Genomic DNA, 26,255 nt, shown 5'->3' on the forward strand with positions numbered 1-26,255 from the left:
GACATGCTCCTGATTTCCTGCCCCAACTGCGGCCCCCGGGATGAGACCGAATTCCACTACGGCGGCCAGGCCCACGTGCCCTACCCCGAAAACCCGGCAGAGCTCACCGACCGCGAATGGGCCGAGTACCTGTTCTACCGCGACAACACGAAGGGCGCTTTCGCCGAGCGCTGGCAGCACAGCACCGGCTGCCGTCAGTGGTTCAACACGCTCCGTGACACCGTCACCTACGACATCCAGGCCGTGTACCCGATGGGCCAGCCACGTCCCGACAGGGAAAACGCAGCCAAGGAAAACGCAACCGCCGGAACCACAGCCCCCACCGTCATCCCCGCTTCCCCGGAAGGAACACTCAAATGACCGCTCAGCCGCAGCCCGCGCGTCTTGGCACCGGCGGACGCATCGACCGCAGCGTCACCTGGCGCTTCACCCTGGACGGCCGCGCGTACACCGGCCACCCCGGCGACACCCTCGCCTCCGCCCTGCTGGCCAACGGCCGGCACCGTGCTGGTGACTCCCTGTACGAGGGACGGCCCCGCGGCATCATGTCCGCCGGCGTCGAGGAATCCAACGCCCTGGTCAAGATCGCCGCCCGGTTCCCGGGCCACGTCGCCGAATCCATGCTCCCCGCCACCACGGTGTCCCTCGTGGACGGACTCAGCGCCGAACTGCTTAGCGGCCTCGGCAAGCTCGACCCGGCCGAGGACCACGCCGAATACGACAAGAAGTACGTCCACACCGACGTACTCGTGGTCGGCGGAGGCCCGGCGGGCCTCGCCGCGGCACGCGAAGCCGTCCGCTCCGGCGCCCGGGTCATCCTGATCGACGACCAGCCCGAACTCGGCGGAGCGTTGCTGTCCGGTTCCACCGATCCGGCCCTCACGGACACCATCGAAGGCCAGCCCGCGCTGGAATGGGTGGCCAATGTTGAAGCCGAACTGATCTCCGCGGCCGAGTGCACCGTGCTGAACCGCACCACGGCGTTCGGCTCCTACGACTCCAACTACGTCATCGCGGCCCAGAACCGGACGGACCACCTCCTGACCCCGGCCGCGCCCGGCGTGTCCCGCCAGCGGATTTGGCACATCCGTGCCAAGCAGGTCGTCCTGGCTCCAGGCGCCCACGAACGGCCCCTGGTCTTTGAGAACAACGACCGCCCCGGCATCATGCTCGCCTCCGCGGTCCGCACCTACCTCAACCGCTACGCCGTCGCCGCCGGGTCCCGGGTGGTCATCAGCACCACCAACGACAGCGCCTACGCCCTGGCCGCGGACCTCCGCGCCGCCGGCATCAAGGTCGAGGCCGTCGTCGACGCCCGTCCGCAGCTGAGCGAAACCGCCGCGGCAGCCGCCGCGGCCGGAACACGGGTGCTGATCGGCAGCGCCGTCGCCAACACCACCGGGCAGGAGCGCCTCCTCGGCGTCACCGTCCGGAGCATCAACGACGCCGGTGAGCTCACCTCGGGCGTCGAACAGCTTGCATGCGATCTGCTGGCCGTCTCCGGCGGCTGGTCACCGGTGGTGCACCTGCACTCCCAGCGCCAGGGCAAACTCCGCTGGGACGAGGACCTCGCGGCGTTCGTCCCCAACAGTGTGGTTCCCAACCAGCAGGTGGCCGGCTCCGGCCGCGGCAGCTTCGAGCTCGAGGACTGCGTGGCCGAGGGCATCTCCGCCGGGGCCGCGGCCGGCATCGCCGCCGGCTTTAGCTCCGCCGTCGAGCCCGTCGCCCCTGCGGCGCCGCGCGCGTCCGCCCCGACCCGCCAGCTCTGGCTGGTTCCCGGGCAGAAGGGCGGCCCGGAGGACTGGCACCACCACTTCGTCGACTTCCAGCGCGACCAGTCGGTAGCCGACGTCCTGCGCTCCACCGGGGCCGGCATGCGCTCGGTGGAACACGTGAAGCGCTACACCTCGATCAGCACCGCCAACGACCAAGGCAAGACCTCCGGCGTGAACGCGATCGGCGTCATCGCCGCTGCGCTGAAGCACGGCGGCGGGGAAACGGCGGGCATTGGGGAAATCGGCACCACCGCGTACCGGGCCCCGTTCACCCCCGTGGCGTTCGCAGCCTTGGCCGGCCGCCAGCGCGGCGAACTCTTCGACCCCGCCCGCCTGACCTCCATCCACCCCTGGCATGTCGCCCAGGGAGCGCTCTTCGAGGACGTCGGGCAGTGGAAGCGGCCGTGGTACTACCCGCAGGATGGCGAGGACATGGACACCGCGGTCCTGCGCGAATGCGCGGCCGTCCGGGAGTCCGCGGGTTTCATGGACGCCACCACGCTGGGCAAGATCGAGATCCGCGGCAAGGACGCGGGCGAGTTCCTGAACCGCATCTACACCAACGCGTTCAAGAAGCTCGCCCCGGGCTCGGCCCGCTACGGCGTCATGTGCACCCCGGACGGGATGATCTTCGACGACGGCGTCACCTTGCGCCTGGACGAGGACCGCTTCTTCATGACCACCACCACCGGCGGCGCCGCCAAGGTGCTGGACTGGCTGGAGGAATGGCTGCAGACCGAATGGCCGGAACTGGACGTGCACTGCACCTCGGTTACGGAGCAGTGGTCCACCATCGCCGTCGTCGGTCCGAAATCCCGCGCCGTCGTGGCGAAGCTGGCACCGGAACTGGCGGCCGACGGCGGCCTGGACGCCGAGGCCTTCCCGTTCATGACCTTCAAGGAAACCACCCTCGCCTCCGGCGTCCGGGCCCGGATCTGCCGGATCTCGTTCTCCGGTGAACTGGCCTACGAAATCAACGTCCCGTCCTGGTACGGGCTGAGCACCTGGGAAGCCGTGGCAGCGGCCGGCGCGGAGTTCAACATCACCCCGTACGGCACCGAAACCATGCACGTGCTGCGTGCCGAGAAGGGCTACCCGATCGTCGGCCAGGACACCGACGGGACCGTGACCCCGCAGGACGCCGGCATGGAATGGGTGGTCTCCAAGGTCAAGGACTTCATCGGCAAGCGCTCCTACACCCGCACGGACGCCGCCCGCACCGACCGGAAACACCTGGTCAGCGTCCTTCCCGTGGACGGCACCATCCGGCTCCCCGAAGGCACCCAGCTCGTGGAACAGGGCATCACCGTCAACCCTGCCTACGGCCCCGTCCCCATGGAGGGGTTCGTGACCTCGAGCTACCACAGCGCCGCGCTGGGCCGGTCGTTTGCCCTGGCCCTGATCAAGAACGGCCGCAACCGCATCGGCGAAACCCTGGTGGCTGCCGCCGGAGACGAACTCGTGGACGTTGTCGTCGCAGAAACCGTACTTTTTGACTCTGAAGGGACCCGCAAAGATGGCTGACACAGCAGCACTCGAAAATTCCAAGAAGATCCAGACCCTCCGGAAGAGTCCGGCAGCGCTCCTGGCCGCAGCCTTTGAAGCGGGATCGGTTACAGGTGTCGTGGAGCTGCGCGAGGTGCCGTTCCTGACCATGGCGGGGCTCCGGATCAATCCGGCCGGCGACGCCGGGCAGCGGCTAGGCGCCCTCACCGGCGGCCTGCCGGCCGCTTCCGGGGAGGTCCGCAGCAGCGGCGACACCGCGGTACTGTGGCTGGGTCCGGCAGAATTCCTGCTCGTGGCGCCCGCCGAATCCCACGAAAGCCTGGGCGGCGAGCTCCCCCGGACGCTCACCGAAGCACTGGGCGACGGCGAAGGCCAGGTGGTGGATCTCTCCGCCAACCGCACCACGCTCGAGCTCTCCGGTCCGCGGGCCCGGGCCGTGCTGGAAAAGGGCTGCGCCCTGGACCTGCACCCACGCGTCCTGAAGGCCGGGACGGCCCTATCCACGGAAATCGGCGGCATCCCCGCCATTCTGTGGAAGACCGGGGAGGAGACCTACCGGATCTTCCCGCGGGCATCCTTTGCGGAGTTCCTGGGCCGCTGGCTCCTGGACGCCATGCGCGAATTTGCGACTCCTGAGGTCCCCTGATGGCGCTCAGCGTCCTGGACCTGTTTTCTGTTGGCATCGGGCCGTCCTCCTCCCACACGGTCGGCCCGATGCGGGCAGCCAAGCGTTTTGCCGACGGACTGAAAAGCGACGGGCACCTGAGCTCGACGACGCGGGTGCAGGCCGAACTGTTCGGTTCGCTCGGTGCCACAGGCCGGGGGCACGGTTCGGACAAGGCCGTGGTCCTGGGCCTGCAGGGCCAGGACCCGGAGACCGTGGACACCGGCACTGCCGATGACCAGGTGGCGGCCGCGGCCTTGGATGCGGAGCTGCGGATCGGCGGGGACCACCGGGTGGACTTCAACTGGGACGAGGACGTGGTCCTGCACCGCCGCAAGTCGCTGCCGGCCCACCCCAACGGCATGACCTTCCGGGCGCTGGACCACTCCGGGGCGGTGCTGAAGGAACGCAGCTACTACTCAATCGGCGGCGGTTTCGTCGTTGACGGCACCGCCCAGGGTGCCGACCAGGTGGTGGCCGACGACACCGTGCTGCCCTACCCCTTCAGCACGGCCGACGAGCTGCTGGAGATCTGCCGGCGCGAGCACATGTCCATCTCCGACGTCATGCTCGCCAACGAACTCGTCTGGCGCAGTGAGGCCGAGCTCCGCGAGAAGCTCCTGGCGCTGTGGGCGGTCATGCGCCAATGCGTGGACAACGGCTGCGCTGCCGAGGGAATCCTGCCCGGCGGGCTGAACGTCAAACGGCGTGCCCCGTCCCTGTTCCGGACGCTGGCGGCTACCGCCGTTAGCGCCGAGACAGACGCCCGGACCCCATCCCTGGCCCAAGTGCCCGCCGACCCGCTGCTCGCCATGGAATGGGTGAACCTGTTCGCCCTGGCGGTCAACGAAGAGAACGCCGCGGGCGGCAGGATCGTCACGGCCCCCACCAACGGCGCCGCCGGAATCGTGCCCGCCGTGCTGCACTATTACGTCAAGTTCGTCCCAGGAGCCGACGACGACGGCGTCATCCGCTTCCTCCTGGCGGCGGCCGCCGTCGGGATCCTGTTCAAGATCAATGCCTCGATCTCCGGGGCAGAGGTCGGCTGCCAGGGTGAAGTGGGATCGGCGTGTTCCATGGCGGCGGCGGGATTGTGTGAAGTGCTGGGCGGTACCCCGGAACAGGTGGAAAACGCCGCCGAAGTCGGGATCGAACACAATCTCGGCCTGACCTGCGATCCCGTCGGCGGGCTGGTGCAGATCCCCTGCATCGAACGCAACGCCATCGCCAGTGTCAAAGCCATCAACGCCGCCCGCCTGTGCCTCCACGGCGACGGCAGCCACAAAGTCTCGCTGGACAAGGCGATCAAGACCATGCGTGAAACAGGAGCGGACATGAAGACCAAGTACAAGGAGACCTCCCGCGGAGGCCTCGCCGTGAACGTCGTGGAGTGCTGAACCGTGGATACATCAAATAGCAGCACGCCTGAATACGTTCTGACACTCGATTGCCCGGAAACGCGCGGCATCGTCCACGCCGTGTCGGGATTCCTGCTGGAACAGGGCTGCGACATCCTGGAAAGTAAGCAATTCGATTCGCAGCCGGACGACCACTTCTTCATGCGGATCCACTTTGCCTCGGCCGGGGATCCGGCCACCCTGGAGTCGCTGAGCGACGCTTTCGTGCCGGTAGCCGAAAAATTCGGCATGCACTGGGAGCTGCGCCGGCAGGGCACCAAGCGGCGGGTCCTGATCATGGTCTCGAAATTCGAGCACTGCCTCAACGATCTGCTGTTCCGGGCCCGCATCGGCGAGCTGCCCATCGACATCGTCGGCGTCGCCTCGAACCATCCGGACCACCGGGGCATCGTGGAATGGCACGGGATCCCTTTTTCCCACATTCCCGTCACGGCCGAGACCAAGGCGGTGGCCGAGGACGAACTCTTGAAACTGGTGGACGGCCTGGACGTCGAGCTCGTGGTGCTGGCCCGTTACATGCAGGTCCTCAGCGACAACCTCACGCGCCGGCTGGATGGCCGCGCCATCAACATCCATCACTCCTTCCTTCCCAGCTTCAAGGGCGCGAAGCCCTACCATCAGGCGCACGCCCGGGGTGTGAAGACAGTCGGCGCCACCGCCCACTACGTCAACGCGGAGCTGGACGAAGGACCGATCATCGCCCAGCAGGTCGTGGAGGTGGATCACACCTACGGGCCCGATGAACTCGTGGCTGCCGGCCGCGATACCGAGTGCAAGGCCCTCTCCAATGCCGTCCGCTGGCACTGCGAGGGACGCGTCTTCCTCCAGGGCAACCGAACAGTCGTGCTGCGTTAAATTCCGCGCCGCGCCGGCCTCCGGTTTGCGGCCGCCCGGTGGCCTCCTGGCCTGCCCCCCTCGCCTGCGGGGGCAGGCCAGGAGCCTGCGGGGGCAGGTCAGGAGCGGCCGGCCGCGACGGTGTCCGTCATCAGCGCGCACATCTGGCGCAGCAGCGACGCGCGCTCCTCGGCCGACACGGCGTTCTCCGGGAGCCCGACCTTGAAGCCCGTGATCGGCAGTTCGCCGGCGGAACGCAGGCACCGGGCGATTTCCCGGGCGTTGAGCAGGGAACTCACCGGCGCTCCGTCGACCTCGACGGCGGGGAGGTGGGCATCAACCCATGGATAGCCGAATTCCGTCGCTTCGCCGGAGCAACCGGAGAACATCAAGCCGCTGAGAACCCCCGCGTCGCGGGCATAGGCGATGTGCTCCGAGGCCGTGCGGCTCTGCCGGGTCTCGATCACGGACCGCGCCCAGTTCACGAGCATGCCAATCCCGTACCCCCGGTCTTTGAGCGAACGGACGACGTCGACCTCCGCCTGGATGGAGAGGAACCCCTTTTCGGGATCCCGCCCCTGCCGGGGAGCGTCGCAGTGTTCCACCACGAGGGACGTGCCGGACCAGTCCCAGTCCAGGATCTCCGCCAGGGACTCCGCGAAGGCCGGCGCCGCGCCCCGCCACGGCGGCGCGGAGTGCAGCGCCACCGCCTCCACTTGATGTCCTTGATCCCGCAGCCCGGTGACGTACTCCCTGACGCCCGCCGTGAAGTCGATGGCCGCCCGCCGCCCGTCCGGGTCCACCGATGCGAGGCCGAAGTGCCGGTCCAGGCCCACCCTTTGCATGGTTCCCGGAATCGCCGTGACCACGGCCGACCACCCGGCGGGAGCTCCGGCCGGCCAGGGATCGCCGCCGGTTGCCCGGTAGGGAACCTCAAGGCCGCGGATAGCCGGGATCTGCGCTATCGCTTCGAAAAACTGCCTCTGTGTGAAGCCCTCCGGCTGGGCGGGATAGGCGCCGACGATCAGTGACATGATTCTCTCCTTTGGTTGGAACGCGGACCGGGTCTGGCTCCGGAACTCACCGCAAGGCGACGTCACGGCCGGCCGGAGGCCCTCTCACGGGCCTTCCCGCAGTCGCGTCCGTCACCGCTTGACGGGCCGGTGTGATGGCCCTTACAGTTTTCCCTACAAGCATCGGACGTCCTACATCCGATAAATATACTCGAATGGTGAGGCAACTTATGAGCAAGACAATCAAGAACTTGCCGCTGGTCAATGACGCCAGCCGCCGGAGCTTCCTCAAGCTGTCGGGCGCGCTGGGCGTGGCCGCGGCTTTCACCACTTCCCTGTCTGCATGCGGCGGGGCCGCCAGCACGACGGCGGGAGCGGCAGCCAACACCGCTCCGATCAACAAGGACCTCATTATCGAGGCAGGCATCTCCTACGCCCTGTCCACCGGCTTTGACCCGCTGTCCAGCTCCGGGGCAACTCCATTGGCGGCCAACCTGCACGTCTACGAGGGCCTGGTGGAACTCCACCCCGCCACCCGCGAGCCGTACAACGCCCTCGCCGCCGCCGACCCCAAAATGGTCAACCCCACCACCTACCAGGCGACCCTGCGCGACGCCGCCAAGTTCCACAACGGCACCCCGGTCACCGCCGAGGACGTCGTCTTCTCCTTCACCCGCGTCATGGACCCGGCCAACAAGTCGCTGTTCTCGCAGTTCATCCCGTTCATCAAGGACGTCAAGGCCATTGACGCCAAGACTGTCGAGTTCTCGCTGAAGTACGCCTTCCCGGCCTTCCCCTCGCGCATTTCAGTCGTCAAGATCGTGCCCAAGGCACTCGCCAACTTCCCGCTGGGCTCCGACCAGCTCAAGGCGTTCGACGCCAAGCCCGTCGGCTCCGGCCCGTACAAACTGATCTCTGCCGTCAAGGACGACAAGATCGTGTTCGAGGCGAACCCCGACTACAACGGTCCGATGCCCGCCCTCGCCAAGGGCATGACCTGGCTGCTGCTCTCCGACGCCGCCGCCCGTGTCACGGCGATGCAGTCCGGCCGTGTACAGGCGATCGAGGACGTCCCGTACCTGGACATCGAGGGGCTGAAGTCCAAGGCCACGGTGGAATCCGTCCAGTCCTTCGGCATGCTGTTCCTGATGTTCAACTGCGCCAAGGCCCCGTTCGACAATAAGCTGGTCCGCCAGGCCCTGCACTTCGGCCTGGACAAGGACTCCATCATCAAGAAGGCCCTCTTCGGCAACGCCAAAGCCTCCAGCTCCTACTTCCAGGAAGGGCACCCCGACTACGTCAAGGCCAAGAACGTCTACGGCTACGACCCCCAGAAGGCCGCGGACCTGCTGAAGCAGGCCGGCGTCACCAACTTGGAATTCGAGCTCCTGACCACCGATACGGCATGGGTGAAGGATGTGGCCCCGCTGATGCTCGAATCCTGGAACAAGATCCCCGGCGTCAAGGTCACGCTGAAGAACCTCCAGTCCGGCGCGTTGTACACGGACCGGGTTGGCAAGGCCGATTTCTCCGTCGTCGCGGCCCCGGGCGATCCGTCGGTCTTCGGAAACGACGCCGATCTGCTGCTGAGCTGGTTCTACGCCGGCGACACCTGGATGAAGGGCCGGGCCTACTGGGCGGCCACGCCGGAACGCGCCACGCTCGTTGACCTCATGGCGAAGGCCGGCCAGTCAGCCCCGGCAGATGCGAAGAAATTGACCGGCGATATTGTGGATCTGGTGTCCGAAGAGCTCCCGCTCTACCCGGTCTTCCACCGACAGCTTCCCAGCGCCTGGGATGCCAAGAAGCTCAGCGGCTTCAAGCCGCTGCCCACCACGGGTGTCGGCTTCGTCGGCGTCGGCCGCACCGCCTGATTCCTCCCCCACCGCCGGTCCGGACGGGTCCCCCACCCGTCCGGACCGGCATGTCTTGCCACCCGTGCCAGCTGAGGCCGGGACAACCTTCCACGAATTCCGGAGACAACATTGGTCACAATATTGCGCCTGCTGGGCCGCAGGCTTGCGGCGCTGCCCCTGATGATCCTGGGCATTACCCTGCTGGTGTTCCTTGTCCTGCAGGCCGCCCCCGGTGACCAGGCGAGCAGCGCCCTCGGCGACGGAGCCAGCGAGGAAGCCAAGGAACAGTACCGCCAGAGCAACGGGCTCAATGATCCCCTGGTCCTGCAGTATTTCCGGTTCCTGGGCAAGCTGCTCCAGTTCGACCTCGGCGTCACCACGCCGCCGGCGAAATCAGTGGCGGCCATGATCGCGGCGGCCTTCCCGCTGACCCTTCAGCTGACCTTCCTCGGCGTGCTGATCGCCGTCGTGGTGTCCCTGCCGCTCGGGATCGCCGGCGCACTGTACCGGGACAAGTGGCCGGACCAGATGGTCCGGGTCTTCTCGATCGCCGCCGTCGCAACGCCGTCGTTCTGGCTCGGCATCCTGCTGATCCAGTGGTTCGCGCTCGGCACCGACCCCGCCTTTCCCTCCGGCGGCATCGCGGCGCCGGAATCGGGCTTCGGCGGGTGGCTGAACTCAATGACGCTCCCGGCCCTGGCCCTCGGCATTCCGGTCGCGGCCTCGCTGATCCGCGTGGTCCGCACCTCGATGGTCGAGGAACTGGACCGCGACTACGTCCGCACCGCCGTCGGCAACGGCGTCCCTTACTGGGAGGTCGTTTCGCGGAACGTGCTCCGCAATGCCCTGGTCACCCCGGTGACTGTGCTGGGGCTGCGGGTCGGCTATCTCCTGGGCGGCGCCGTCGTCATCGAAATGATCTTTGCCCTGCCCGGCATGGGCCAGCTGATCCTCAACGGCATCACCAACCTCGACGTCAACCTGGTGCAGGGCGTCGTCCTGACCATCTCCGTCACCTTCGTGCTGGTGAACATCGCCGTCGACCTTCTGTACCTGCTCATCAACCCTCGAATCAGGACGGTCTGACCCATGCGCAGCAAACTCGCTGAACGCCTCAGCGCCCCGGGAGTCCGCTTCAAGGCCCTCCCGTGGAGCTCCCGGCTCGCCCTCGTCTTCCTGGTGGTCATCACTCTTGCCGCCGTCTTCGCGCCTGTCATCGCCCCGCACGATCCGCTGGAATCCTTCATTCCGGCGACCCCGCCCGGCGGGGAAAACCTGTTCGGCACCGACCGGCTGGGCCGCGACATCTTCTCGCGCCTGCTCTACGGTGCCCAGTCCTCCCTGATGATCGGCCTGGGCGCGGTCTCGCTGGCCGTCCTCGCCGGCGCCCTGCTCGGCTCCCTCGCCGCGACCTCCAGCAAGGGCGTCAACGAGGGCATCATGCGCCTCATGGACATCCTCATGGCCTTCCCCGGCATCGCCCTGGCCGCCGTGCTGCTGGCCGTCTTCGGCAACACCGTGCCCACCATCATCGTGGCCATCGCCGTGATCTACACGCCCCAGCTCGCCCGGGTGGTGCGCGCCAACGTGCTCTCCCAGTACGGCGAAGACTATGTCCGGGCCGCCCGGGTGATCGGCGCCGGCCGCTCGTACATCCTGCTCAAGCACATCGTCCGCAACACCGCGGCCCCGGTCTTGGTGTTCGCCACGGTGATGGTCGCGGACGCGATCATCCTGGAGGCCTCGCTGTCCTTCCTTGGCGCCGGCGTCCAGGACCCCGCACCGTCGTGGGGCAACGTGATCTCCTACGGCCGCAACCTCGTCCTCTCCGGTGGCTGGTGGGCCACCACCTTCGCCGGCCTGACCATCCTGCTCACGGTCCTCGCCCTCAACATCCTGGCCGAAGGGCTCACCGATGCCATGGTCAACCCGAAGCTCCGCAAGGCTCCCGTCGTGAAGGATGACGACGGCTTCTCCTCCCCCGTCGCCGCCGTCGACGCCGAGATCGGCACGTCCGTGGCCCAAGGCTCCGTGGCGGAGCAGCATGAGCTCGACGGCGTCCGCGACGCCGCCGGCGACGCGGTCCCGGAGGCCGGTTTTCCGCAGGGACAAAACGTGGACCACGCCCTGCCGGGCGGCCTGCGGGACCGCGCACTGGACGGCGTACTGGACGGCACACTGGACAGGGAACTGAAGCTGCTGACGGCCGTCGAGGCCGCCCGCACGGACCGCCTCCCCCAGGTCCCAGACGCGGCCCGCACCGTCCTGGAGGTCAAGAACCTGTCCATCCGCTTCCCGGGCCGCTTCGGCGACACCGCGATCGTGGACAACGTCTCCTTCAGCGTCCGAGAGGGCGAAACCATGGGCCTGGTCGGCGAATCCGGCTGCGGCAAGTCCATCACCTCGCTGGCCATCATGGGCCTGCTGCCCAAGACGGCCAGGATCTCCGGCTCCATCACCTTCGACGGCAAGGAGCTGCTGGATCCAGCCACCGGCAACAGCAGTGACAAGGCCTACGAGGGCCTGCGCGGCCAGCAGATCGCCATGGTCTACCAGGACGCGCTGAGCTCGCTCAACCCCTCGATGAAGATCAAGGACCAGCTGCAGCAGCTCACTCGCCGCGGCGGCCGCAAGACCCCCGCCGAACTCCTGGAACTGGTCAAGCTCGATCCCGTCCGCACGCTCGCCAGCTACCCGCACGAGCTCTCCGGCGGCCAGCGCCAGCGCGTCCTGATCGCCATGGCCCTGTCCCGCTCGCCGCGGATCGTCGTCGCGGACGAGCCCACCACCGCGCTGGACGTGACCGTGCAGCAGCAGGTCGTGGAACTGCTCAACGAGCTGCGCGAGCAGCTGGGCTTCGCCATGGTGTTCGTCAGCCACGACCTCGCGCTGGTGGCCTCGCTCGCGCACCGCATCACCGTGATGTATGCCGGGCAGGTTGTGGAATCCGCGCAGGCATCCGCGCTGCTGCAAAACCGCCAGCACGAATACACCCGCGGACTTCTCGGCGCCGTACTCTCCATCGAGGCCGACGCCGAGCGGCTGCACCAGATCCCCGGTACCGTGCCCTCGCCCCGGGACTTCGCCGCCGGCGACCGGTTCGCCGCCCGCTCACTGCGGCCCGACGCCGACCCGGACCAGCGGCTCGTCCTGACGCCCGTTCACGAAGACAGCGACCACTACTGGGCCAGCCACCTCAAGGAGGACCCCAAGTGAGCACATCAACCGGCAAGCCCGTGATTGAACTCAAGAACGTCAAAGTCCACCACCGGGCCCGCACCGGCGGCCTGTTCCGCCCCAACATCGTCAAGGCCGTCAACGGGGTGGACTTCACCATCAGCCGCGGCGAGACCGTGGGGATCGTGGGTGAATCCGGTTGCGGCAAGTCCACCCTGGCGTCCGTACTGGTGGGGCTGCAGGCGCCCACCTCCGGTGAGGTGCTGTTCCACGGCAAGCCCGCCATCAAGCGCAACGCCGCCCTGCGCAGGGAATTCGGCCGCGCCGTGTCGGTGGTCTTCCAGGACCCGTCGACGGCACTGAACCCCCGGATGACCATCCAGGACATCCTCACCGACCCCCTCCAGATCCACGGGATCGGCACCGCGGCCACCCGGGCCGCAAAGGTCAAGGACCTCCTGGCCCTCGTCGGACTGCCGTATTCCGCCGCCGAGGTCACGCCCTCGCAGGTCTCCGGCGGCCAGCGCCAGCGCGTGGCCATCGCCCGGGCCCTGGCCCTGGATCCGGACATCATCGTGGCGGACGAGCCGACCTCGGCGCTGGACGTCTCCGTGCGGGCACAGGTGCTGAACCTGCTCTCAGATCTGAAGACCCAACTGAACCTCGGCATGGTCTTCATCTCCCACGACATCCAGACCGTCCGCTATGTCTCGGACCGGATCTGCGTCATGTACTTCGGCGAAATCGTGGAAGAGGGCCCCGCCGGACAGGTCTTCGACAACCCGAGTAACGACTACACCAAGAAACTGCTCGGCGCCGCGCCCAGCCTGCTGCACCCCTGATTCCTTCCCCTTTCCCCCGTTTCAACAACCATCATTGGAGTTACCTGTGTCTACCCAATTCCAGGGCGTTATTCCCCCGGTCGTCACCCCCCGCCACGCCGACGGCAGCATCGACACCGATTCGCTGAAAAACCTCACGCGGCACCTGATCGACGGCGGCGTGTCCGGCCTCTTTGTCCTGGGCTCCTCCGGCGAAGTCCCCTACCTGAGCAACGCCGAGCGCGAACTCGTCGTCAGCACCATCGCGGCTGAGAATGCTGCTGGCGCAGCGAGCGTGCCGCTGATCGTCGGCGCCAACGAGCAGACGACCAACCGCGTCATCGAGGAGGCCCGGAAGGTGATCGACCTCGGCGCCGACGCGATCGTCGTGACCTCGATGTACTACGCGATCGGCAACGCGGAGGAGACGGAAACCCACTTCCGTACCATCCATGACGCCGTCAGCACGCCGATCTTCGCCTACGATGTCCCGGTCCGCACCCACTTCAAGCTCCCCACGGACCTGCTGGTGCGGCTTGGCCGGGACGGCGTGATCGCCGGCGTCAAGGACTCCTCCGGTGACGACGTCGGCTTCCGCCAACTCCTGCTGGCAGCCCGCGACATCCCCAACTTCGACATCTTCACCGGCCACGAGGTCGTAGTGGACGGCGCCCTCCTCGGCGGAGCCCAGGGCGTCGTCCCGGGCCTGGGCAACGTGGACCCCCGCGGCTACCGGAACCTCATGGATGCCGCGGCCGCCGGCGACTGGGCCAAGGCCACCGCCGAGCAGGACCGCCTCGCCGACCTCTTCGAGATCGTTTACACCCCCAACGGCAGGGTCTCCGGCGGCGCGGCCGGGCTCGGCGCCTTCAAGACCGCCCTCCAACTCATGGGCATCATCGAGTCCAACACCATGAGCACGCCCATGCCGTCCCTGAACGAGGACGAGACCACCGCCATCAAGGTCATCCTCGAACGCAACGGCCTGGTCTAGGCACCGGCCGCCACGCCCGCACGGACACAGGACTGAGGAGGAACATGGCGCACGCTATCGGGATTGACCTGGGCGGCACCAAGACGGCGGCCGGGGTGGTCTCCGCGGACGGCGAACTGCTGTTCTCGGAGACCACTCCGACGCTCAGCCGCGCCGGCGGCGAGGCCGTCCTGGACGCCACCGCGGCTCTGGTGGCCGGGCTCAGGTTGCGGGCGGCGGCGGATGGATTCTCCATCACCGGAGTGGGGGGTCGGTTCGGCAGGCGTGATCGACGCCGGTCGGGGTGTGGTGGTCTCGGCAACGGACGCCATCCACGGCTGGGCCGGGACCCCTCTCACGGAAGGCCTGGCACGGCGGCTGGGGATCCCCCCGGGCGCGGTCCGTGCGGTCAACGACGTCCATGCCCACGCGCTCGGCGAGGCCTGGCGAGGGGCGGCGGCCGGGACGGCGAGCTCGCTGCTGATCGCCTTCGGAACCGGCGTTGGCGCCAGCCTGGTGCTCGGCGGCCGGCCGGTCCTCGGCCACCGGTACGTCGGCGGTCACGTCGGGCACATCGCCTCCCCTTACGCGTATGCCGACGGCGGCGCACTGCCCTGTTCCTGCGGCGGTGAAGGTCACGTGGAGGCCGCGGCCTCCGGTCCGGCCATCCATGCGGCGTTCCTGCGCCTGGGCGGATCCCCCGCCGTCCCGGACACCCGGGCGGTGTTCGCGCTGGCGCACGACGGCGACCCTGCGGCCCGCCACGCTGTCCGCACCGCCGCCGAGGCCGCCGGCCAGGCGGCCGGGGGCCTGGCCAACGTCCTGGACCCCGAAGTCCTGGTGATCTCCGGCGGACTGGCCGACGCCGGCGACCTCTGGTGGAATCCCATGAAAGCCGCCCTGCGCCGGGAACTGCTGGACCCGCTGGTCCGCGTGCCGGTACTCCGGGCCACGCTGGAAAACTCCGCAGCCATCGTCGGTGCCGCACAGCTAGTCTTCAACTGACCGTTCCCATCCGCTCACACCGGACCGCCGAGAAACACAGAAACCAGGCACCATGATCCTGACCCCCACGGGCCTCGAATCCCTCCGCTCCCAGCTCATCGTTTCCTGCCAGGCCTACCCCGGCGAGCCGATGCGGGATCCCCGCACCACTGCGCAGATGGCGGCATCGGCCGTCATCGGCGGTGCCGCGGCCGTCCGGGTCCAGGGGCTGGCCGACGTCCAGCACACCCGCGCCGCCGTCGAGGTCCCGGTCATCGGGCTTTGGAAGGACGGCCACGACGGCGTCTTCATCACCCCGACGCTGCGGCATGCCCTCGCCGTGGCCAACGCCGGCGCCCACGTAGTGGCGATCGACGGCACCCGCCGGCACCGCCCCGACGGGCTGAGCCTGGCCGCCACAGTTGCCGGGTTCCGCGCAGACTCCCACGCCCTCGTCATGGCGGACTGCGCCTCCTACGATGACGCCGCAGCCGCCGTCGACGCCGGCGCGGACCTGATCGGCACCACGCTGGCCGGTTACGACGGTCAACGCCCGAAAACCCACGGCCCCGACCTCGAACTGCTGGAGCAGATCGCCGCCGCCGGCCTTGGGAGGCCGCTCATCGCCGAAGGCCGCATCCACACCCCGGACCAGGCCCGCCAGGCGCTCGACGCCGGCGCCTACGCGGTCGTCGTCGGCACCGCCATCACCCACCCGGCCACCATCAGCGGCTGGTTCGCCACCGCACTGCACTCCTGAGGACTGTCCCGATGCCGGAATCCCGCGACCCCGCCACTGCTCCCGCCTACCTCCTCCGTGGCGCGCTCCTCAGCAACGGTGCCGCTACCGCGGACGCCGTGGTGGCAGTGTCCGGCGGCCGGATCGCCTACGCCGGACCCGGCAGCGGCTTTGACGCCGCGCAATTCCCGGGCGCGGCGGAGCTCCCGCTGCCGCCCGGCACGTCACTGCTTCCCGGGCTCGTGGACATCCACTGCCACGGGGCGGCAGGCGGCGGATTCCCCACCGGGGACAGCCAGGCCTGCCGGGAGGCCGTGGACTTCCTGCACCGCAGCGGGACCACCAGCCTGCTCGCAAGCCTCGTCACCGCCTCCGGCGAGGAGCTGCTGCGGTCGCTCGGCATCCTCAAGGTCCTGGCCGCCGAGGGACTCATCGCAGGCGTCCATTCCGAGGGCCCGTTCCTCTCCACCGCCCGCTGCGGCGCCCAGAATCCGCTCTGGCTCCGGGACCCCGATCCTGAAATCCTCGGGCACATGCTTCAGGCCGCGGGCGGAACCCTGCGGACCATGACTTACGCCCCCGAACTGCCCGGCGCCAGTGAACTGCTCCGGATGCTCGCGGACCACGGCGTCACCCCCTCGCTGGGCCACACCGACGCCGACGCCCGGCTGGCGGCCGCCTCGCTGACGGAAGCCGCCGACCTCGTTGGCAGGGCCGCAGCGGGCGGGCGGTTCGGTCCGCAGGCCCGGCCCACGGTGACGCACCTGTTTAACGGCATGCCGCCGCTGCATCACCGGAGCCCCGGGCCGGCCGGCGCGAGCCTGCGGCTGGCGGCCGCCGGCACCGTCGTGGTCGAACTGATCGGCGACGGCGTCCACCTCGACCCGGAGACGGTCCGGATGGTGTTCGAGGTGGTTGGGGCCGCGAATATCGCGCTGGTGACGGACTCCATGGCGGCCACAGGACTGCCCGACGGCGACTACGAACTGGGACCCTCCGCGGTGGTGGTGCACGACGGCGTAGCCACCCTGAGAAGCAACGGCGCCCTCGCCGGGGGCACGGCGACCCTGCTGGAGGTTGTCCGTGCCACCATCGCGGCAGGGGTGGATCCTGCGGAGGCCGTTCTCGCGGCGACCCTGGTCCCTGCCAGCGTCCTGGGCCTGGAAAACGAGATCGGCGCCCTCCGGACAGGAATGCGCGCCGATATCCTCGCCGTCGACGCGGATTTCGAACTGGTGAGGGTCCTGCGCGGCGGCCGGATTCTGGACGCGTCCGCCTGACCGGGTGCGGATGCCGCCGCGCAGGGTGGCATTCGGTCTTAGGCGACGGCTGCCCCGGCACGCACCTTGACTATTCCGGGCCCGCGGAGGGATCCTGCCGGGACGTCCGTAAGCCGGGCGGCCGCGGCCTCGTCCGCCACCACCGTGACATGCGGGTGCAACTGCAGTACCGAGGCCGGGCACTCGGGCGAAACGGGACCGGCAAGTGCCTCGCGGAGGATGTCGGCCTTGTCCGCCCCGTTGACCACCAGCAGTAGCTGCCGGGCTTCAAGGATGGTTCCCAGGCCCTGAGTGATGCACCGCTCCGGGACGTCGTCAGGGATGTCAAAATAGCGGGCATTCGCCTGGCGCGTGCGCTCGGTCAGCAGTTCCACCCGGGTCCGGGAATCCAGGGCCGAACCCGGTTCGTTGAAGGCCAGGTGCCCGTTGTGTCCGATCCCCAGGATCTGGACGTCTATTCCGCCGGCCTTGGCGATCGCACGGTCATAGTCACGCGCAGCGACGTCGGGGTTCTCGGCGCCGCCGTCGGGAACGAAGACGTTGGCGGGGACAAGGTTCAGCCGTTCGGTCACTTCGCGGCGAACCACCTCGGCGTAGCTCTCCGGATGGCCCGCCGGCAGCCCGACGTACTCGTCCAGCGCGAAGCCGCGGATACCGGACATGTCCAGCCCATGGCCGGCAAGCGCCTCATACACCGGCAGCGGCGAGCCGCCGGTGGCCACGCCGAGAACGGCGTCGGGACGGCTGCGGATCACGGCGGCCAGGATGCCGGCAGCAACGGCCCCGGTTCCCTCGGCGTCGGGCACTACAAAGATATCCATCATGAGTGGCGCTTTCTGTGGTTCCTAATGCGTCGCGGCCCGCCTGCACGAGCTGGCCGGCGGTCCGGCTAACGGGCAGCGACGTCCTTGAGTTTTTGGCGGATGCCGTCGAAGTGGCGCTGCAGGCGCTCGGAGGCCAGGGTCTTGTTCTTCTCGGCGACGGCCTCGTAAATTTCCCGGTGCATACGGGCCTGCTCCGGGAGGTTGACCGGGCCGGTTCCCAGGGCCTGGTGGATCTGGCGGTACACCTTCCAGAACACGTCCATGAGGTTGATCAGGAGCTCGTTGTTCAGGGGCGCATAGAGGCCGCGGTGGAATTCCGCGTCCAGTTCGGCCAGCGCTTCCCCGGCAGCCGCGGCTGCTTCCATCTGCTCCAGGGTGCCGCGGAGCTGGCCGAGGTGCTCGTCGGTCATGAGGTCGATCGCGGAGCCAATGAGGCCCGATTCGAGCGCCTGCCGCACGTCGATGAGCTCCATCGCTTCCTCGCCCCTGTGGCGCAGCGACAGCCGCCCGCGGAAGGCCAGGCCATCGGTGAGTGCGGTGAAGTTGTTCGGTGCCACGAACATGCCAAAGCCGTGGCGGATCTCGATCACGCCCAGCGCCTGAAGGACCTTCAGCGACTCCCGCACAGTGTTGCGCCCGACGCCCAGAACCGCGGAGAGCTCGCTTTCGGTGGGCAGTGCATCCCCAACGTCCAGCCCTTGTTCTAGGATGAGGTCCATAATGCGTGTCTGCAGCGCATGGGACCTGATTTGAGCGCTGAAACGGGCCGGCGACACTACTCGGGATTCGATGCTCACGACACTCTCCTTCTGGCCGCAGCCGGGACCGGCCACTCCTACCTCCAGCGTACAGGAGATGGGACGTCCAATGTCCTTTTGTTGCCGCGAGTGGAAAGAATTTTCCCGCGAGTGCCTGCGGAGGCCACTGCGCGGCACGTTGGTGGCGGGTTCCGACCCGAATTCCGGAGCCCGCCACCCTGGCACCCTTTGGGGCTGCCAGACCCAGAGCCCTTGACCCTTAGAGCTTTTGGCCCTTCGGCGTGATCTGGAGCCTGTCGAAGGTGACTTGCCGGCCGAGCGAATCGAGCACCACCACGTCGTCGCGGCCGTTCTTCAGCTCGTCCGGCAGAATGATGTCAACGGTGTTGTCCTTCCCCGGGAACATCCAGCCAAGCCTGTAGAGGCTCTTGTTGAGGTAGACGTAGTACCACTGACCGTGCTCAAGGTTCCGGAGGGTCATTTTCTGCCCGGTCCGGTACTTTGCGTCGGTGCCCAGGTCCGTCGGGGCAGCCAGACCGTCGAGATCCTGGGTTCGGAGGCCCGGCGTGGCCTCGGGCCGCGCAGGCTGTGCGAGCAGGGCGAGTGCCCCCCGCGTGACCTTGAGTTCGACACTCTTTGCCCCGTTCCTGGCAGTTGCGGTGAAGGTCGCGGCGGACAGTTCGCCGGCAGCGACGTCTGCGGCCGTCAGGATGTAGTCCTGGCTCCTGGTGACGGTGGAGCCGGAGGCGAATACCGGTTCGGACATGCCCATCTCCGGCGCCTCCAACGCGGTCAGCCCGACGTTTCCGGCATTGCCGAGGGTATAGGTGAAGGTGACTTTCTCTCCGGGAGTGGCGTAGCCGTCGTCGTTCGAATCCTCCCAGGAGGCCGTGGCAGTGCCTTCGAGCAGGGCGTTCCTGGCAATCAGGTCCACCTCGCCGCCGTCGACGTCGAGTACCCGCGGGCTCTGTCCGGCTGCCGTAAGCGTCCACGACGTGCGGGGCACGAAGAAGCCCTGGTCCACTTCGGCCTGGGTCACGGTGTGCCGCGGCGTGGTGCAGCTGTATTTTCCGGCCGGCGCCAGGTTGCGCCACCGGCAGTTGCCGGCGCCTTCAGGGACCAGCGGTGAGAAGTTTCCGGCAGTCGGCGTAACCGTGGTGGTCAGCGGACCGCTGTTTACGACCGCAAACGTGTAGGGCACCTGCTCCCCGGCAGTGTAGGGCTGCAGTGTCAGATCCCTGCCGGCGTCGCTGCGCTGCCCGGTAATGTCGGCCGCGGGCAATCCGTCGCGCAGCGGGACTGCGGAGCCGTTGAACACCACCGTCTGCGTCAGGGTCGGCGTGGCGGATGCTGTCACCGTGAACGTCGCCTGGGGTGTGAAGTAGCCGCGTGAGATGTCCTCGGCCGTCACGGTGTGCCTGGCCGTGGTGCAGCTGTAGCTGGAGCCGGCCGGGAGGTTGTTGTACCGGCAGTTCGGCGCGGTCGGCGGGAGATAGCCTGCCTCGAAACTGCCGGCGGCGGGGACGGCATTCGAGGTCACGGTGCCGGTGTTCTTGACAGTGAACGAATAGGACAGCACGTCGCCGGCGGCGTAGGGCGAGTTGATGACATCGCGGTCCGGGGCCGTGCCGGTGATGCCCAGCCCGATCTGCTGGGCCTGGGGCGCCGTCGCAACGAACGCAGACTGGGCAACCCTACCGTCGGCCGCGGTGAACGCTGCGGTGAGATTCTGCGCACCCGCAGCCCCGGCCGGGGCGGTCAGGTTCACGCTGACCGTGGCAAAGGTGCCGGGAGCGACGTCGGGAACCGGCACGGTGGTTGCAGACCAGCCCGCGGGGGTGAGAATGGTGGCGGACGCTCCGGAGAGCACGGCGCTCTCCTGGTTTGTCACCGTGACGGCGACAGCCTTGGTTGCGCCGGGGGTCACGGTCTGTGCGGCGACGCCGGGAGGAGCGCAGACGTAGTTGAGCCACTCATCGTTGAACTTCGCGAAGGGAATGTTGTCGGTGTAGTTGGCCTCGTAAAGCACGCCGAACTGTCCGCCCTCCAGACGGGTGACGGTGGAGTAGGCCGAGAATCCGGAGCGGAGGGTGCGCACGCCGGGCCATGTCGCCCCGTCGTCGCAGGAGACCCTGGCGGAGACGTTTTCCCGCGCTGTCTTGGAATTGGCGTTTGTGAAGATCAGCTTCCTGGCGTCGGCAGATCCCGCCGGGGCATCGGGGAACATCCGGGCGATCGAGCCGTTGTTGGCCGGGTCCGGCAGTTCGGTGTCCTGGCTGACGGGACCGTAAGTGGCGCCGCCGTCGTCGGAGACGGCAACTTTTCGATACCCTCCGTTGGCACTGTCACGGGAGTTGAGCATGACCCGGCCGTCCGAAAGCTCAACCGTCTTGTTCTCGTCCATCGCGGCGCCCACCGGGGTGCCCTTCTGCCACGTGGCGCCGTGGTCGTCGGAGAAGACACTGTAGGCCTGGAATGCCTGCGTGCCATTGGCCTGCTGGACCTGTCCGGAGTACTGCTGGATGAGGCGTCCCTTGTGGATTCCGTATTTCAGTTGGATCCCCTCGCCCGAGGCAGCGAAGTTGGCACGGACGTCGCCCGGCTGGGGGTTCGTCCGGCTCGTCCCGGGCTTGGTCACGTTGGTGATGAGTCGAGGGGAGCTCCAGGTCTGCCCGCCATCGTCCGACTCCACAACCGCCGACGAGATCACCGAGCGGTCGGCGTCGTCATTGCCAAAGACGCTGGCACCGAAACCCTGGTCCTTAGAGTAGACGAAGAACGCGAAGACTTTTCCGGCTTCAGAGTCGTAAACGTACGACGGATCGCTGTAGCCAAACTTCAGGCCTGTCGCGTCACCGATATGACCGGCGGCAATTACTTGAAGCGGGCCCCACGTCTGCCCGCCGTCGGTACTGCGCCGCTGCACGATTGAGTTTGGGTTTGGCGCATCGGCCGAGCTCCCGGGCCGGGCGTCCCATGCCGCCAGAACTACCCCGCCGCCGAGGTAGGTCAGCGCAGGGATCCGGTAGAAGAAATTGCTGGAAGTGCGATCTGCGGCGAGATTCGATTCGGAGAACGCGCCAGGACCGTCGGTCGGCGTCGTTGGCGGGATTGGAGCGGCGCTTGCCGACACACCGGATCCGGCGACCAGGCACAATCCAAGGATGCCGGCGACGGCACATGCCCCTGGCCGGGGAACGCGGGCTTTCGTGCGTGACTTCACATCTAACCTCTCATTGGTAGGGAGACTTGTCAGCGCTCAACGAACCGGAACATCAGTGCATCCCACATTCGATATAGAACGTCCTACAACCATAATGTGTAGTGCTCACATATCCATCGTGTGGGGGAAACTGGTGATCGGACGTAGGATCACCTTCGGACCGTACGCCTCACATCTGGAGACCTCATGCCCCTCTTCGACATGCCGTTGGATCAGCTGCGCAACTACACCTCATCCGCCGTCGAACCCGAAGACTTCGACGACTTCTGGGACCGGACCATTGCCGAGGCCCGCCAATTCCCGCTGGACGCCGTCTATGCCCCGGCAGAGAACCACCTGAGCGTCATTGACAGTTTTGACGTCTCCTTCACGGGCTTCGGCGGGGCCCGGATCAAGGGCTGGCTGCACCTGCCGGCAAACCGCGACGCCGGGAGGGCGTTGCCTGTGGTGGTGCAGTACGTCGGCTATTCGGGCGGCCGCGGGCTGGTCCAGCAGGACACAAAGTGGGCGCAGGCCGGGTATGCGCACTTCATCATGGACACCAGAGGCCAGGGCTACGGCGGCAGCCTGGGCGAGAGCGCGGATCCGCACCCGTCGGCCGGAGACGTTGCCTACGCCGGGCTGATGACGCGCGGCCTCTCCTCCCGGGAGGACTACTACTACCGCCGCGTCTTCGTCGACGCCTTCCGGGCCATCGAAGCCGTGCAGAACCATCCCGAGGTGGATGCCTCGAAGGTGCTGCTGGCCGGCCTGAGCCAGGGCGGAGGCTTGGCCATCGCGGCCGCCGGGTTGGCGGCCGGGCGCCTTGACGGCGTGCTGTGCACCATGGCCGATGTGCCGTTCCTGCAGGACTTTCCGCGCGCTGTCGACATCGCCCCGCGCGGGCCCTACCCGGAAGTCGCCGGCTTCCTGGCCCGTCACCGGGACCGTTACGAGCCCGCGCTTGCGGTCCTGAACTATTTCGACGGCGTGCACCTGGGCCGGCGTGCCACGGCGCCGGCGCTGTTCTCGGCGGCGCTGATGGACGACGTCTGCCCGCCGTCGACAGTCTTTGCAGCGTACAACGCCTATGGCACGGGCGCGCCGGCAGGGCCGGGCGCGCGTTTGGGTGAGGCAGCGGGTGCGGCAGCCCCGCGGGCTGTCCCGGCGAAGGCCATTGAGGTGTACCGCTTCAACAATCACGAGGGCGGCCAGGAACACCACTGGGTCAGCCAGCTCCGCTACGTCGCGGAACTTCTGGGCCGCTAAGTGCTTGTCTTGCTAGCAGCTCCCGGCCAGCCGCCCGGGAGCTGGCTGGCGGGGGTTATTCCCGGGTGATGGGGAGTTTGGTCGCTTTGGACTCGGCCAGGGCGCGCTCCGGTACAGGCGTGCGGACTTCGAGGACTCCGTCTTTGTAGGTGGCTTTGATGTCTTCCTCTTTCACGTCCGCGGGCAGCGGCAGGGTGCGGAGGAAAGAGCCGTACCGGAACTCGGACCGGTAGCTGTCCTTGCCCTTCTCTTCCTTTTCTTCCTTGCGCTCGGCGCGGATCTGGAGGGCTCCGTCAACCACCGAGACGTCGATGTCCTTGTCCGGATCCAGCCCGGCGCTTCGGCCCGGATAACAAGGGTGTTGCCGTCAAGGAACTCCTCGACGCGGATCGGCATCGGCCGGTTTTCTTCCTGGAAGAACCGGTCCATGAAGTCCATCAGATCCGACGGTGACCTGCGGAACGCGTCAAAGGGGCTGGTGCGGGATGTGTCCGGCCAGCGGTGGAACGGTGACCACTTGTGCAAATCAGACATGACAGACCCTCCGGAGAGTTGTGGTTGGTTGCCCAAAACGGCTGGTACCTCCAGTAGACGCCCGCGGACCGGGTCCGGGCAGGGACTAAAGACCCGCGCCAGGTGCCGGCAGCACTGCCCGGACTCAGCCGACGGGGCAAGAAACCGCCAGCCTGCAAAATGCTGCCCTGCGCGTCGGGCCGCCGCGGCTGCGGAAGCATCGCGCCGTCCGGATTGTTGTTCTGATAGTGGCAAGAAAAAATCCGCCGGAAAGGAGTCCGCCATGATTCGCATCGCTATCGTGCTCGGGAGTACCCGGCCCGGACGCCTCGGACAGTCCGTCTGCGACTGGGTAGCTTCACGGGCAGCGGAACGCGGCGATGCCACCTTTGAGGTCCTCGACGTCGCCAATTTCCGCCTCCCGATCCTCGACGAGCCACTGCCGCCCTCCTTCGGCCGGTACAGCCACCCGCACACCAAGGCCTGGTCCGAGGCTGTCGACGGATTCGACGGTTACATCTTCGTCACCGGCGAGTACAACCATTCAATCCCCGGGGCACTGAAAAACGCCTTGGATTACTTGTACAGGGAGTGGAACAACAAGGCAGCCGGGTTCGTCAGCTACGGAAGCAGCGGCGGCATCCGCGCCGTCGAACACCTGCGGGGAGTTGCCGGCGAGCTGCAGATGGCAGACGTCCGGGCGCAGGTGGCACTACCCTTTGCCACAGAGTTCGAGAACTACCGCACCCTGATCCCTACCGCGGCCGCGGAGAAGACTCTGCAGATCCTGTTTAATCAGGTCATCGCCTGGGCCGGCGCCCTGAAGGTCCTCCGCCCGGACCAGTCCCACGGCAATGAACCCGGCATTGCCGCCTGAGCATCTGCGGGTTCGCCCTGCGCCTAGGCCGGGCTCTCCACCCTCCGCCGCCGTCGACGGACAGGCGGAGCGTCCACAGCGCGGGGCACTGGGGCCAGCGGTGGGCTGGTCTGGGGCACTTCCGGGTCCTGGCCGGAATCGGCACCCAGGACATGGACCGTGCTGCCGGCGGGTTCGCGCACAGGGCCACCCGCGACGCTCCGAAGATAGTCCAGGGCTCCCTCTTCACTAAACCCGTAGTCCCGCACCAGCGTCCTTAAAGCCAGGCCGGCCAGCACCCGGGAGAGCTGCGCCGAGGATAGCTCGGCACTCCCCGCGTACCTGAGCATCATCTGCTGGACCAGATTCAGGGCCCGGGACACCTGGCGGGCCAGCCGCACCGCTGCAGTGATGTCCGCACTCGTGAAAACATGCGGCCACGGGGCATAGAGGTTCACCGCTGCACGGAAACTCTCCGCGGGGACCAGCGGAACGGATACGAGCGACCGGACGCCCTCGGCAGCTGCGGTGCTGGCATACCCGGGCCAGCGGCGCTCCAAGGAGGTGTCCCCCATGACCACAAATTCTCCGCTACGAACCGCCTCGCGGGCCGGGCCGTCGTCGAACGAGCGCTGCGCTTCGTCCGCCGCCCGCGACAGTGCACTGCCCGCGATGAGCGTGCTGGTTTCCCCGGACCGGAGAAGTGTGATTGCCCAGCTGATCCCACGGCCGGGACCGCCGATGTCGTGGACGAGCCCCGTGACGACTTCGCCGAGGAAGGCACCGATATCCGGATCGTTGAAATGCATGTCCCAGAACGCGGCATGCGGATCCCGCCTGCTGTCTGGTGCAGTTCCTTGGGTCATGGTCCACGCTCGAGATCGAAGCACGCAGTTCGTTGCTGAACCGATGAAAACAGCATACGTCCGCACGGGCACCGCGGCGCCACCCAATCTGTCAGCGCCCAAGATCCCCTTCAACGGCCGCGCCGCGGCGGCCCAGGACAGCACTTGCGTGCCGCCCTGGACCGCCTGCCCCGGCTTCAACACCAGTCGCGGACGACCCCTTCCGCCGTGGCACCACCATTCTTACCCGCGGCCGACCGGTCCCAAAAGAGCCATTGTGCCCTGCCCGGGCTTTGGTTGGGCGCCCATCCATTTCACCCCCGGCGGATGAGGTCCATGCCCGCGTCGGGGCACAGGATGAAATATGGCCTCCGATGCGCGGAGGCGACACCCAGCGGGGAGAGGATCTTCCAATGTCGAAACCCCACCCAATTCTCTTCGGATCCATCGCACTCGGGACCGCCGTCGCACTGCTCACCGGATGCAGCCCCGCCAGCACACCCGCGGGCACTTCCAGCGCGCCCGCGTCCGCCTCAAGCCCGCCGCCGAGCACGTCACAGGTCTGCGCTGCGGCCGATGCCCATGCCGCCGCGCTGACAAATTTCAAGGACACACTGAAGCCTGATGCCACGCTGGAGCAGGTCCGCACGGCCCAGGAGCAAGTCACGAAGACCTATGATGACCTCGTCAAGGCCACCGCGGACCTCGCCCAACAACGGGCGGACGCCGTCAAGGCGGCCGAAGCCAAGTTCAACGACGCCGTCAAAGCTGTGCCTGACGACGCAACTTTGACCCAGGCGACCAATTCCCTCCGCGACGATGCCGCAAACGTCCAGGCCGCGATTGTTGACCTCCGGACTGAGGTCAAGTGCTAATGCGCTGACGTCGCGGGGCAGACGTCATTGGCCTGGCGGTCAGGCGGGCGAAAAGTCCACGGGGATACAGGAA

At 67.6% G+C, this 26,255-nt stretch carries 22 protein-coding genes; 16 read left to right on the top strand and 6 right to left on the bottom strand.

The features are described from left to right. The first annotated feature begins 3 nt into the window (after window positions 1-3). The 5 genes from ACVWZ7_RS10545 to purU are packed head-to-tail and all read left to right on the top strand — an operon-like array spanning window position 4 to window position 6,218. Window positions 4-360: a sarcosine oxidase subunit delta gene (locus ACVWZ7_RS10545; protein WP_344365269.1), complete on the top strand. Its 357-nt coding sequence runs from the start codon at window positions 4-6 to the stop codon at window positions 358-360. Further along, on the top strand, window positions 357-3,299 hold the full coding sequence (locus ACVWZ7_RS10550; RefSeq protein WP_456507800.1) for a sarcosine oxidase subunit alpha family protein: 2,943 nt from the start codon (window positions 357-359) through the stop codon (window positions 3,297-3,299). Before ACVWZ7_RS10545 ends, ACVWZ7_RS10550 begins: the two co-directional genes overlap by 4 nt. Continuing rightward, window positions 3,292-3,927 carry a sarcosine oxidase subunit gamma gene (locus ACVWZ7_RS10555; protein WP_344365263.1) on the top strand — a complete coding sequence of 212 codons (636 nt, stop codon included), beginning with the start codon at window positions 3,292-3,294 and terminating at the stop codon, window positions 3,925-3,927. Before ACVWZ7_RS10550 ends, ACVWZ7_RS10555 begins: the two co-directional genes overlap by 8 nt. Next, window positions 3,927-5,342 carry an L-serine ammonia-lyase gene (locus tag ACVWZ7_RS10560; protein ID WP_344365261.1) on the top strand — a complete coding sequence of 472 codons (1,416 nt, stop codon included), beginning with the start codon at window positions 3,927-3,929 and terminating at the stop codon, window positions 5,340-5,342. Before ACVWZ7_RS10555 ends, ACVWZ7_RS10560 begins: the two co-directional genes overlap by 1 nt. 3 nt (window positions 5,343-5,345) lie before the next feature. Continuing rightward, window positions 5,346-6,218: a formyltetrahydrofolate deformylase gene (gene purU, locus ACVWZ7_RS10565; RefSeq protein WP_456507801.1), complete on the top strand. Its 873-nt coding sequence runs from the start codon at window positions 5,346-5,348 to the stop codon at window positions 6,216-6,218. A 98-nt stretch (window positions 6,219-6,316) separates the two neighbouring features. Here purU and ACVWZ7_RS10570 read toward each other — a convergent pair whose 3' ends face one another. Beyond that, the gene (locus ACVWZ7_RS10570; RefSeq protein WP_456507802.1) at window positions 6,317-7,231 is read right to left on the bottom strand and encodes a DUF4862 family protein; all 915 of its coding nucleotides are present in this window, start codon (window positions 7,229-7,231) and stop codon (window positions 6,317-6,319) included. Window positions 7,232-7,440: 209 nt separating this feature from the next. Between ACVWZ7_RS10570 and ACVWZ7_RS10575 the strand changes: the two genes are divergently transcribed. From ACVWZ7_RS10575 to ACVWZ7_RS10610, 8 genes are all read left to right on the top strand, one after another. Beyond that, window positions 7,441-9,084: an ABC transporter substrate-binding protein gene (locus ACVWZ7_RS10575; RefSeq protein WP_456507803.1), complete on the top strand. Its 1,644-nt coding sequence runs from the start codon at window positions 7,441-7,443 to the stop codon at window positions 9,082-9,084. A 111-nt stretch (window positions 9,085-9,195) separates the two neighbouring features. Next, window positions 9,196-10,152 carry an ABC transporter permease gene (locus ACVWZ7_RS10580; protein WP_344365249.1) on the top strand — a complete coding sequence of 319 codons (957 nt, stop codon included), beginning with the start codon at window positions 9,196-9,198 and terminating at the stop codon, window positions 10,150-10,152. 3 nt (window positions 10,153-10,155) lie between these two features. Next, on the top strand, window positions 10,156-12,282 hold the full coding sequence (locus ACVWZ7_RS10585) for a dipeptide/oligopeptide/nickel ABC transporter permease/ATP-binding protein (RefSeq protein WP_456507804.1): 2,127 nt from the start codon (window positions 10,156-10,158) through the stop codon (window positions 12,280-12,282). Further along, window positions 12,279-13,085, top strand: coding sequence for an ATP-binding cassette domain-containing protein (locus tag ACVWZ7_RS10590; RefSeq protein ID WP_116766450.1), 807 nt, complete (start codon window positions 12,279-12,281; stop codon window positions 13,083-13,085). Before ACVWZ7_RS10585 ends, ACVWZ7_RS10590 begins: the two co-directional genes overlap by 4 nt. A gap of 46 nt (window positions 13,086-13,131) precedes the next feature. Continuing rightward, window positions 13,132-14,058 carry a dihydrodipicolinate synthase family protein gene (locus ACVWZ7_RS10595; protein ID WP_456507805.1) on the top strand — a complete coding sequence of 309 codons (927 nt, stop codon included), beginning with the start codon at window positions 13,132-13,134 and terminating at the stop codon, window positions 14,056-14,058. A 222-nt stretch (window positions 14,059-14,280) separates the two neighbouring features. Further along, on the top strand, window positions 14,281-15,042 hold the full coding sequence (locus ACVWZ7_RS10600; RefSeq protein ID WP_456507806.1) for an ROK family protein: 762 nt from the start codon (window positions 14,281-14,283) through the stop codon (window positions 15,040-15,042). A gap of 52 nt (window positions 15,043-15,094) precedes the next feature. Further along, window positions 15,095-15,781, top strand: coding sequence for an N-acetylmannosamine-6-phosphate 2-epimerase (locus ACVWZ7_RS10605; protein WP_456507807.1), 687 nt, complete (start codon window positions 15,095-15,097; stop codon window positions 15,779-15,781). 11 nt (window positions 15,782-15,792) lie between these two features. Continuing rightward, on the top strand, window positions 15,793-17,040 hold the full coding sequence (locus tag ACVWZ7_RS10610; RefSeq protein WP_456507808.1) for an N-acetylglucosamine-6-phosphate deacetylase: 1,248 nt from the start codon (window positions 15,793-15,795) through the stop codon (window positions 17,038-17,040). Window positions 17,041-17,078: 38 nt separating this feature from the next. On the opposite strand, the gene ACVWZ7_RS10615 is transcribed toward ACVWZ7_RS10610, so the two are convergent. The 3 genes from ACVWZ7_RS10615 to ACVWZ7_RS10625 form a co-directional block, all read right to left on the bottom strand. Continuing rightward, a complete protein-coding gene (locus ACVWZ7_RS10615) occupies window positions 17,079-17,861 on the bottom strand; it encodes a glucosamine-6-phosphate deaminase (RefSeq protein WP_456509098.1) in 783 nt (260 codons plus the stop codon). 68 nt (window positions 17,862-17,929) lie between these two features. Then, window positions 17,930-18,583 carry a FadR/GntR family transcriptional regulator gene (locus ACVWZ7_RS10620; protein ID WP_456507809.1) on the bottom strand — a complete coding sequence of 218 codons (654 nt, stop codon included), beginning with the start codon at window positions 18,581-18,583 and terminating at the stop codon, window positions 17,930-17,932. A 298-nt stretch (window positions 18,584-18,881) separates the two neighbouring features. Beyond that, entirely contained in the window at window positions 18,882-21,755 is a 2,874-nt protein-coding gene (locus ACVWZ7_RS10625; RefSeq protein ID WP_456507810.1) for an exo-alpha-sialidase, read from the bottom strand. A gap of 276 nt (window positions 21,756-22,031) precedes the next feature. Here ACVWZ7_RS10625 and ACVWZ7_RS10630 point away from each other — a divergent pair, with 276 nt between their 5' ends. Next, on the top strand, window positions 22,032-23,093 hold the full coding sequence (locus tag ACVWZ7_RS10630; RefSeq protein WP_456507811.1) for an acetylxylan esterase: 1,062 nt from the start codon (window positions 22,032-22,034) through the stop codon (window positions 23,091-23,093). A 55-nt stretch (window positions 23,094-23,148) separates the two neighbouring features. Here the strand turns inward: ACVWZ7_RS10630 and ACVWZ7_RS10635 are convergent, their stop codons facing one another. Then, window positions 23,149-23,394, bottom strand: a complete 246-nt coding sequence (locus ACVWZ7_RS10635) for an Hsp20/alpha crystallin family protein (protein ID WP_456507812.1) — start codon at window positions 23,392-23,394, stop codon at window positions 23,149-23,151. 495 nt (window positions 23,395-23,889) lie between these two features. Between ACVWZ7_RS10635 and ACVWZ7_RS10640 the strand changes: the two genes are divergently transcribed. Then, window positions 23,890-24,483 carry an NADPH-dependent FMN reductase gene (locus ACVWZ7_RS10640; RefSeq protein WP_456507813.1) on the top strand — a complete coding sequence of 198 codons (594 nt, stop codon included), beginning with the start codon at window positions 23,890-23,892 and terminating at the stop codon, window positions 24,481-24,483. 23 nt (window positions 24,484-24,506) lie between these two features. Here ACVWZ7_RS10640 and ACVWZ7_RS10645 read toward each other — a convergent pair whose 3' ends face one another. Beyond that, window positions 24,507-25,328: a GAF domain-containing protein gene (locus ACVWZ7_RS10645; protein WP_456507814.1), complete on the bottom strand. Its 822-nt coding sequence runs from the start codon at window positions 25,326-25,328 to the stop codon at window positions 24,507-24,509. A 392-nt stretch (window positions 25,329-25,720) separates the two neighbouring features. Here ACVWZ7_RS10645 and ACVWZ7_RS10650 point away from each other — a divergent pair, with 392 nt between their 5' ends. After that, on the top strand, window positions 25,721-26,182 hold the full coding sequence (locus tag ACVWZ7_RS10650; RefSeq protein ID WP_344365222.1) for a hypothetical protein: 462 nt from the start codon (window positions 25,721-25,723) through the stop codon (window positions 26,180-26,182). Window positions 26,183-26,255: the final 73 nt, after the last annotated feature.

This window comes from Arthrobacter sp. TE12232 (assembly GCF_054062615.1).

Coding starts and splice junctions, on each gene's coding strand:
- ACVWZ7_RS10545 (WP_344365269.1), top strand. CDS start 4: ATGCTCCTGATTTCCTGCCCCAACTGCGGCCCCCGGGATGAGACCGAA.
- ACVWZ7_RS10550 (WP_456507800.1), top strand. CDS start 357: ATGACCGCTCAGCCGCAGCCCGCGCGTCTTGGCACCGGCGGACGCATC.
- ACVWZ7_RS10555 (WP_344365263.1), top strand. CDS start 3,292: ATGGCTGACACAGCAGCACTCGAAAATTCCAAGAAGATCCAGACCCTC.
- ACVWZ7_RS10560 (WP_344365261.1), top strand. CDS start 3,927: ATGGCGCTCAGCGTCCTGGACCTGTTTTCTGTTGGCATCGGGCCGTCC.
- ACVWZ7_RS10570 (WP_456507802.1), bottom strand. CDS start 7,231: ATGTCACTGATCGTCGGCGCCTATCCCGCCCAGCCGGAGGGCTTCACA.
- ACVWZ7_RS10575 (WP_456507803.1), top strand. CDS start 7,441: ATGAGCAAGACAATCAAGAACTTGCCGCTGGTCAATGACGCCAGCCGC.
- ACVWZ7_RS10585 (WP_456507804.1), top strand. CDS start 10,156: ATGCGCAGCAAACTCGCTGAACGCCTCAGCGCCCCGGGAGTCCGCTTC.
- ACVWZ7_RS10600 (WP_456507806.1), top strand. CDS start 14,281: ATGGATTCTCCATCACCGGAGTGGGGGGTCGGTTCGGCAGGCGTGATC.
- ACVWZ7_RS10605 (WP_456507807.1), top strand. CDS start 15,095: ATGATCCTGACCCCCACGGGCCTCGAATCCCTCCGCTCCCAGCTCATC.
- ACVWZ7_RS10610 (WP_456507808.1), top strand. CDS start 15,793: ATGCCGGAATCCCGCGACCCCGCCACTGCTCCCGCCTACCTCCTCCGT.
- ACVWZ7_RS10615 (WP_456509098.1), bottom strand. CDS start 17,861: ATGGATATCTTTGTAGTGCCCGACGCCGAGGGAACCGGGGCCGTTGCT.
- ACVWZ7_RS10620 (WP_456507809.1), bottom strand. CDS start 18,583: ATGGACCTCATCCTAGAACAAGGGCTGGACGTTGGGGATGCACTGCCC.
- ACVWZ7_RS10630 (WP_456507811.1), top strand. CDS start 22,032: ATGCCCCTCTTCGACATGCCGTTGGATCAGCTGCGCAACTACACCTCA.
- ACVWZ7_RS10640 (WP_456507813.1), top strand. CDS start 23,890: ATGATTCGCATCGCTATCGTGCTCGGGAGTACCCGGCCCGGACGCCTC.
- ACVWZ7_RS10645 (WP_456507814.1), bottom strand. CDS start 25,328: ATGACCCAAGGAACTGCACCAGACAGCAGGCGGGATCCGCATGCCGCG.
- ACVWZ7_RS10650 (WP_344365222.1), top strand. CDS start 25,721: ATGTCGAAACCCCACCCAATTCTCTTCGGATCCATCGCACTCGGGACC.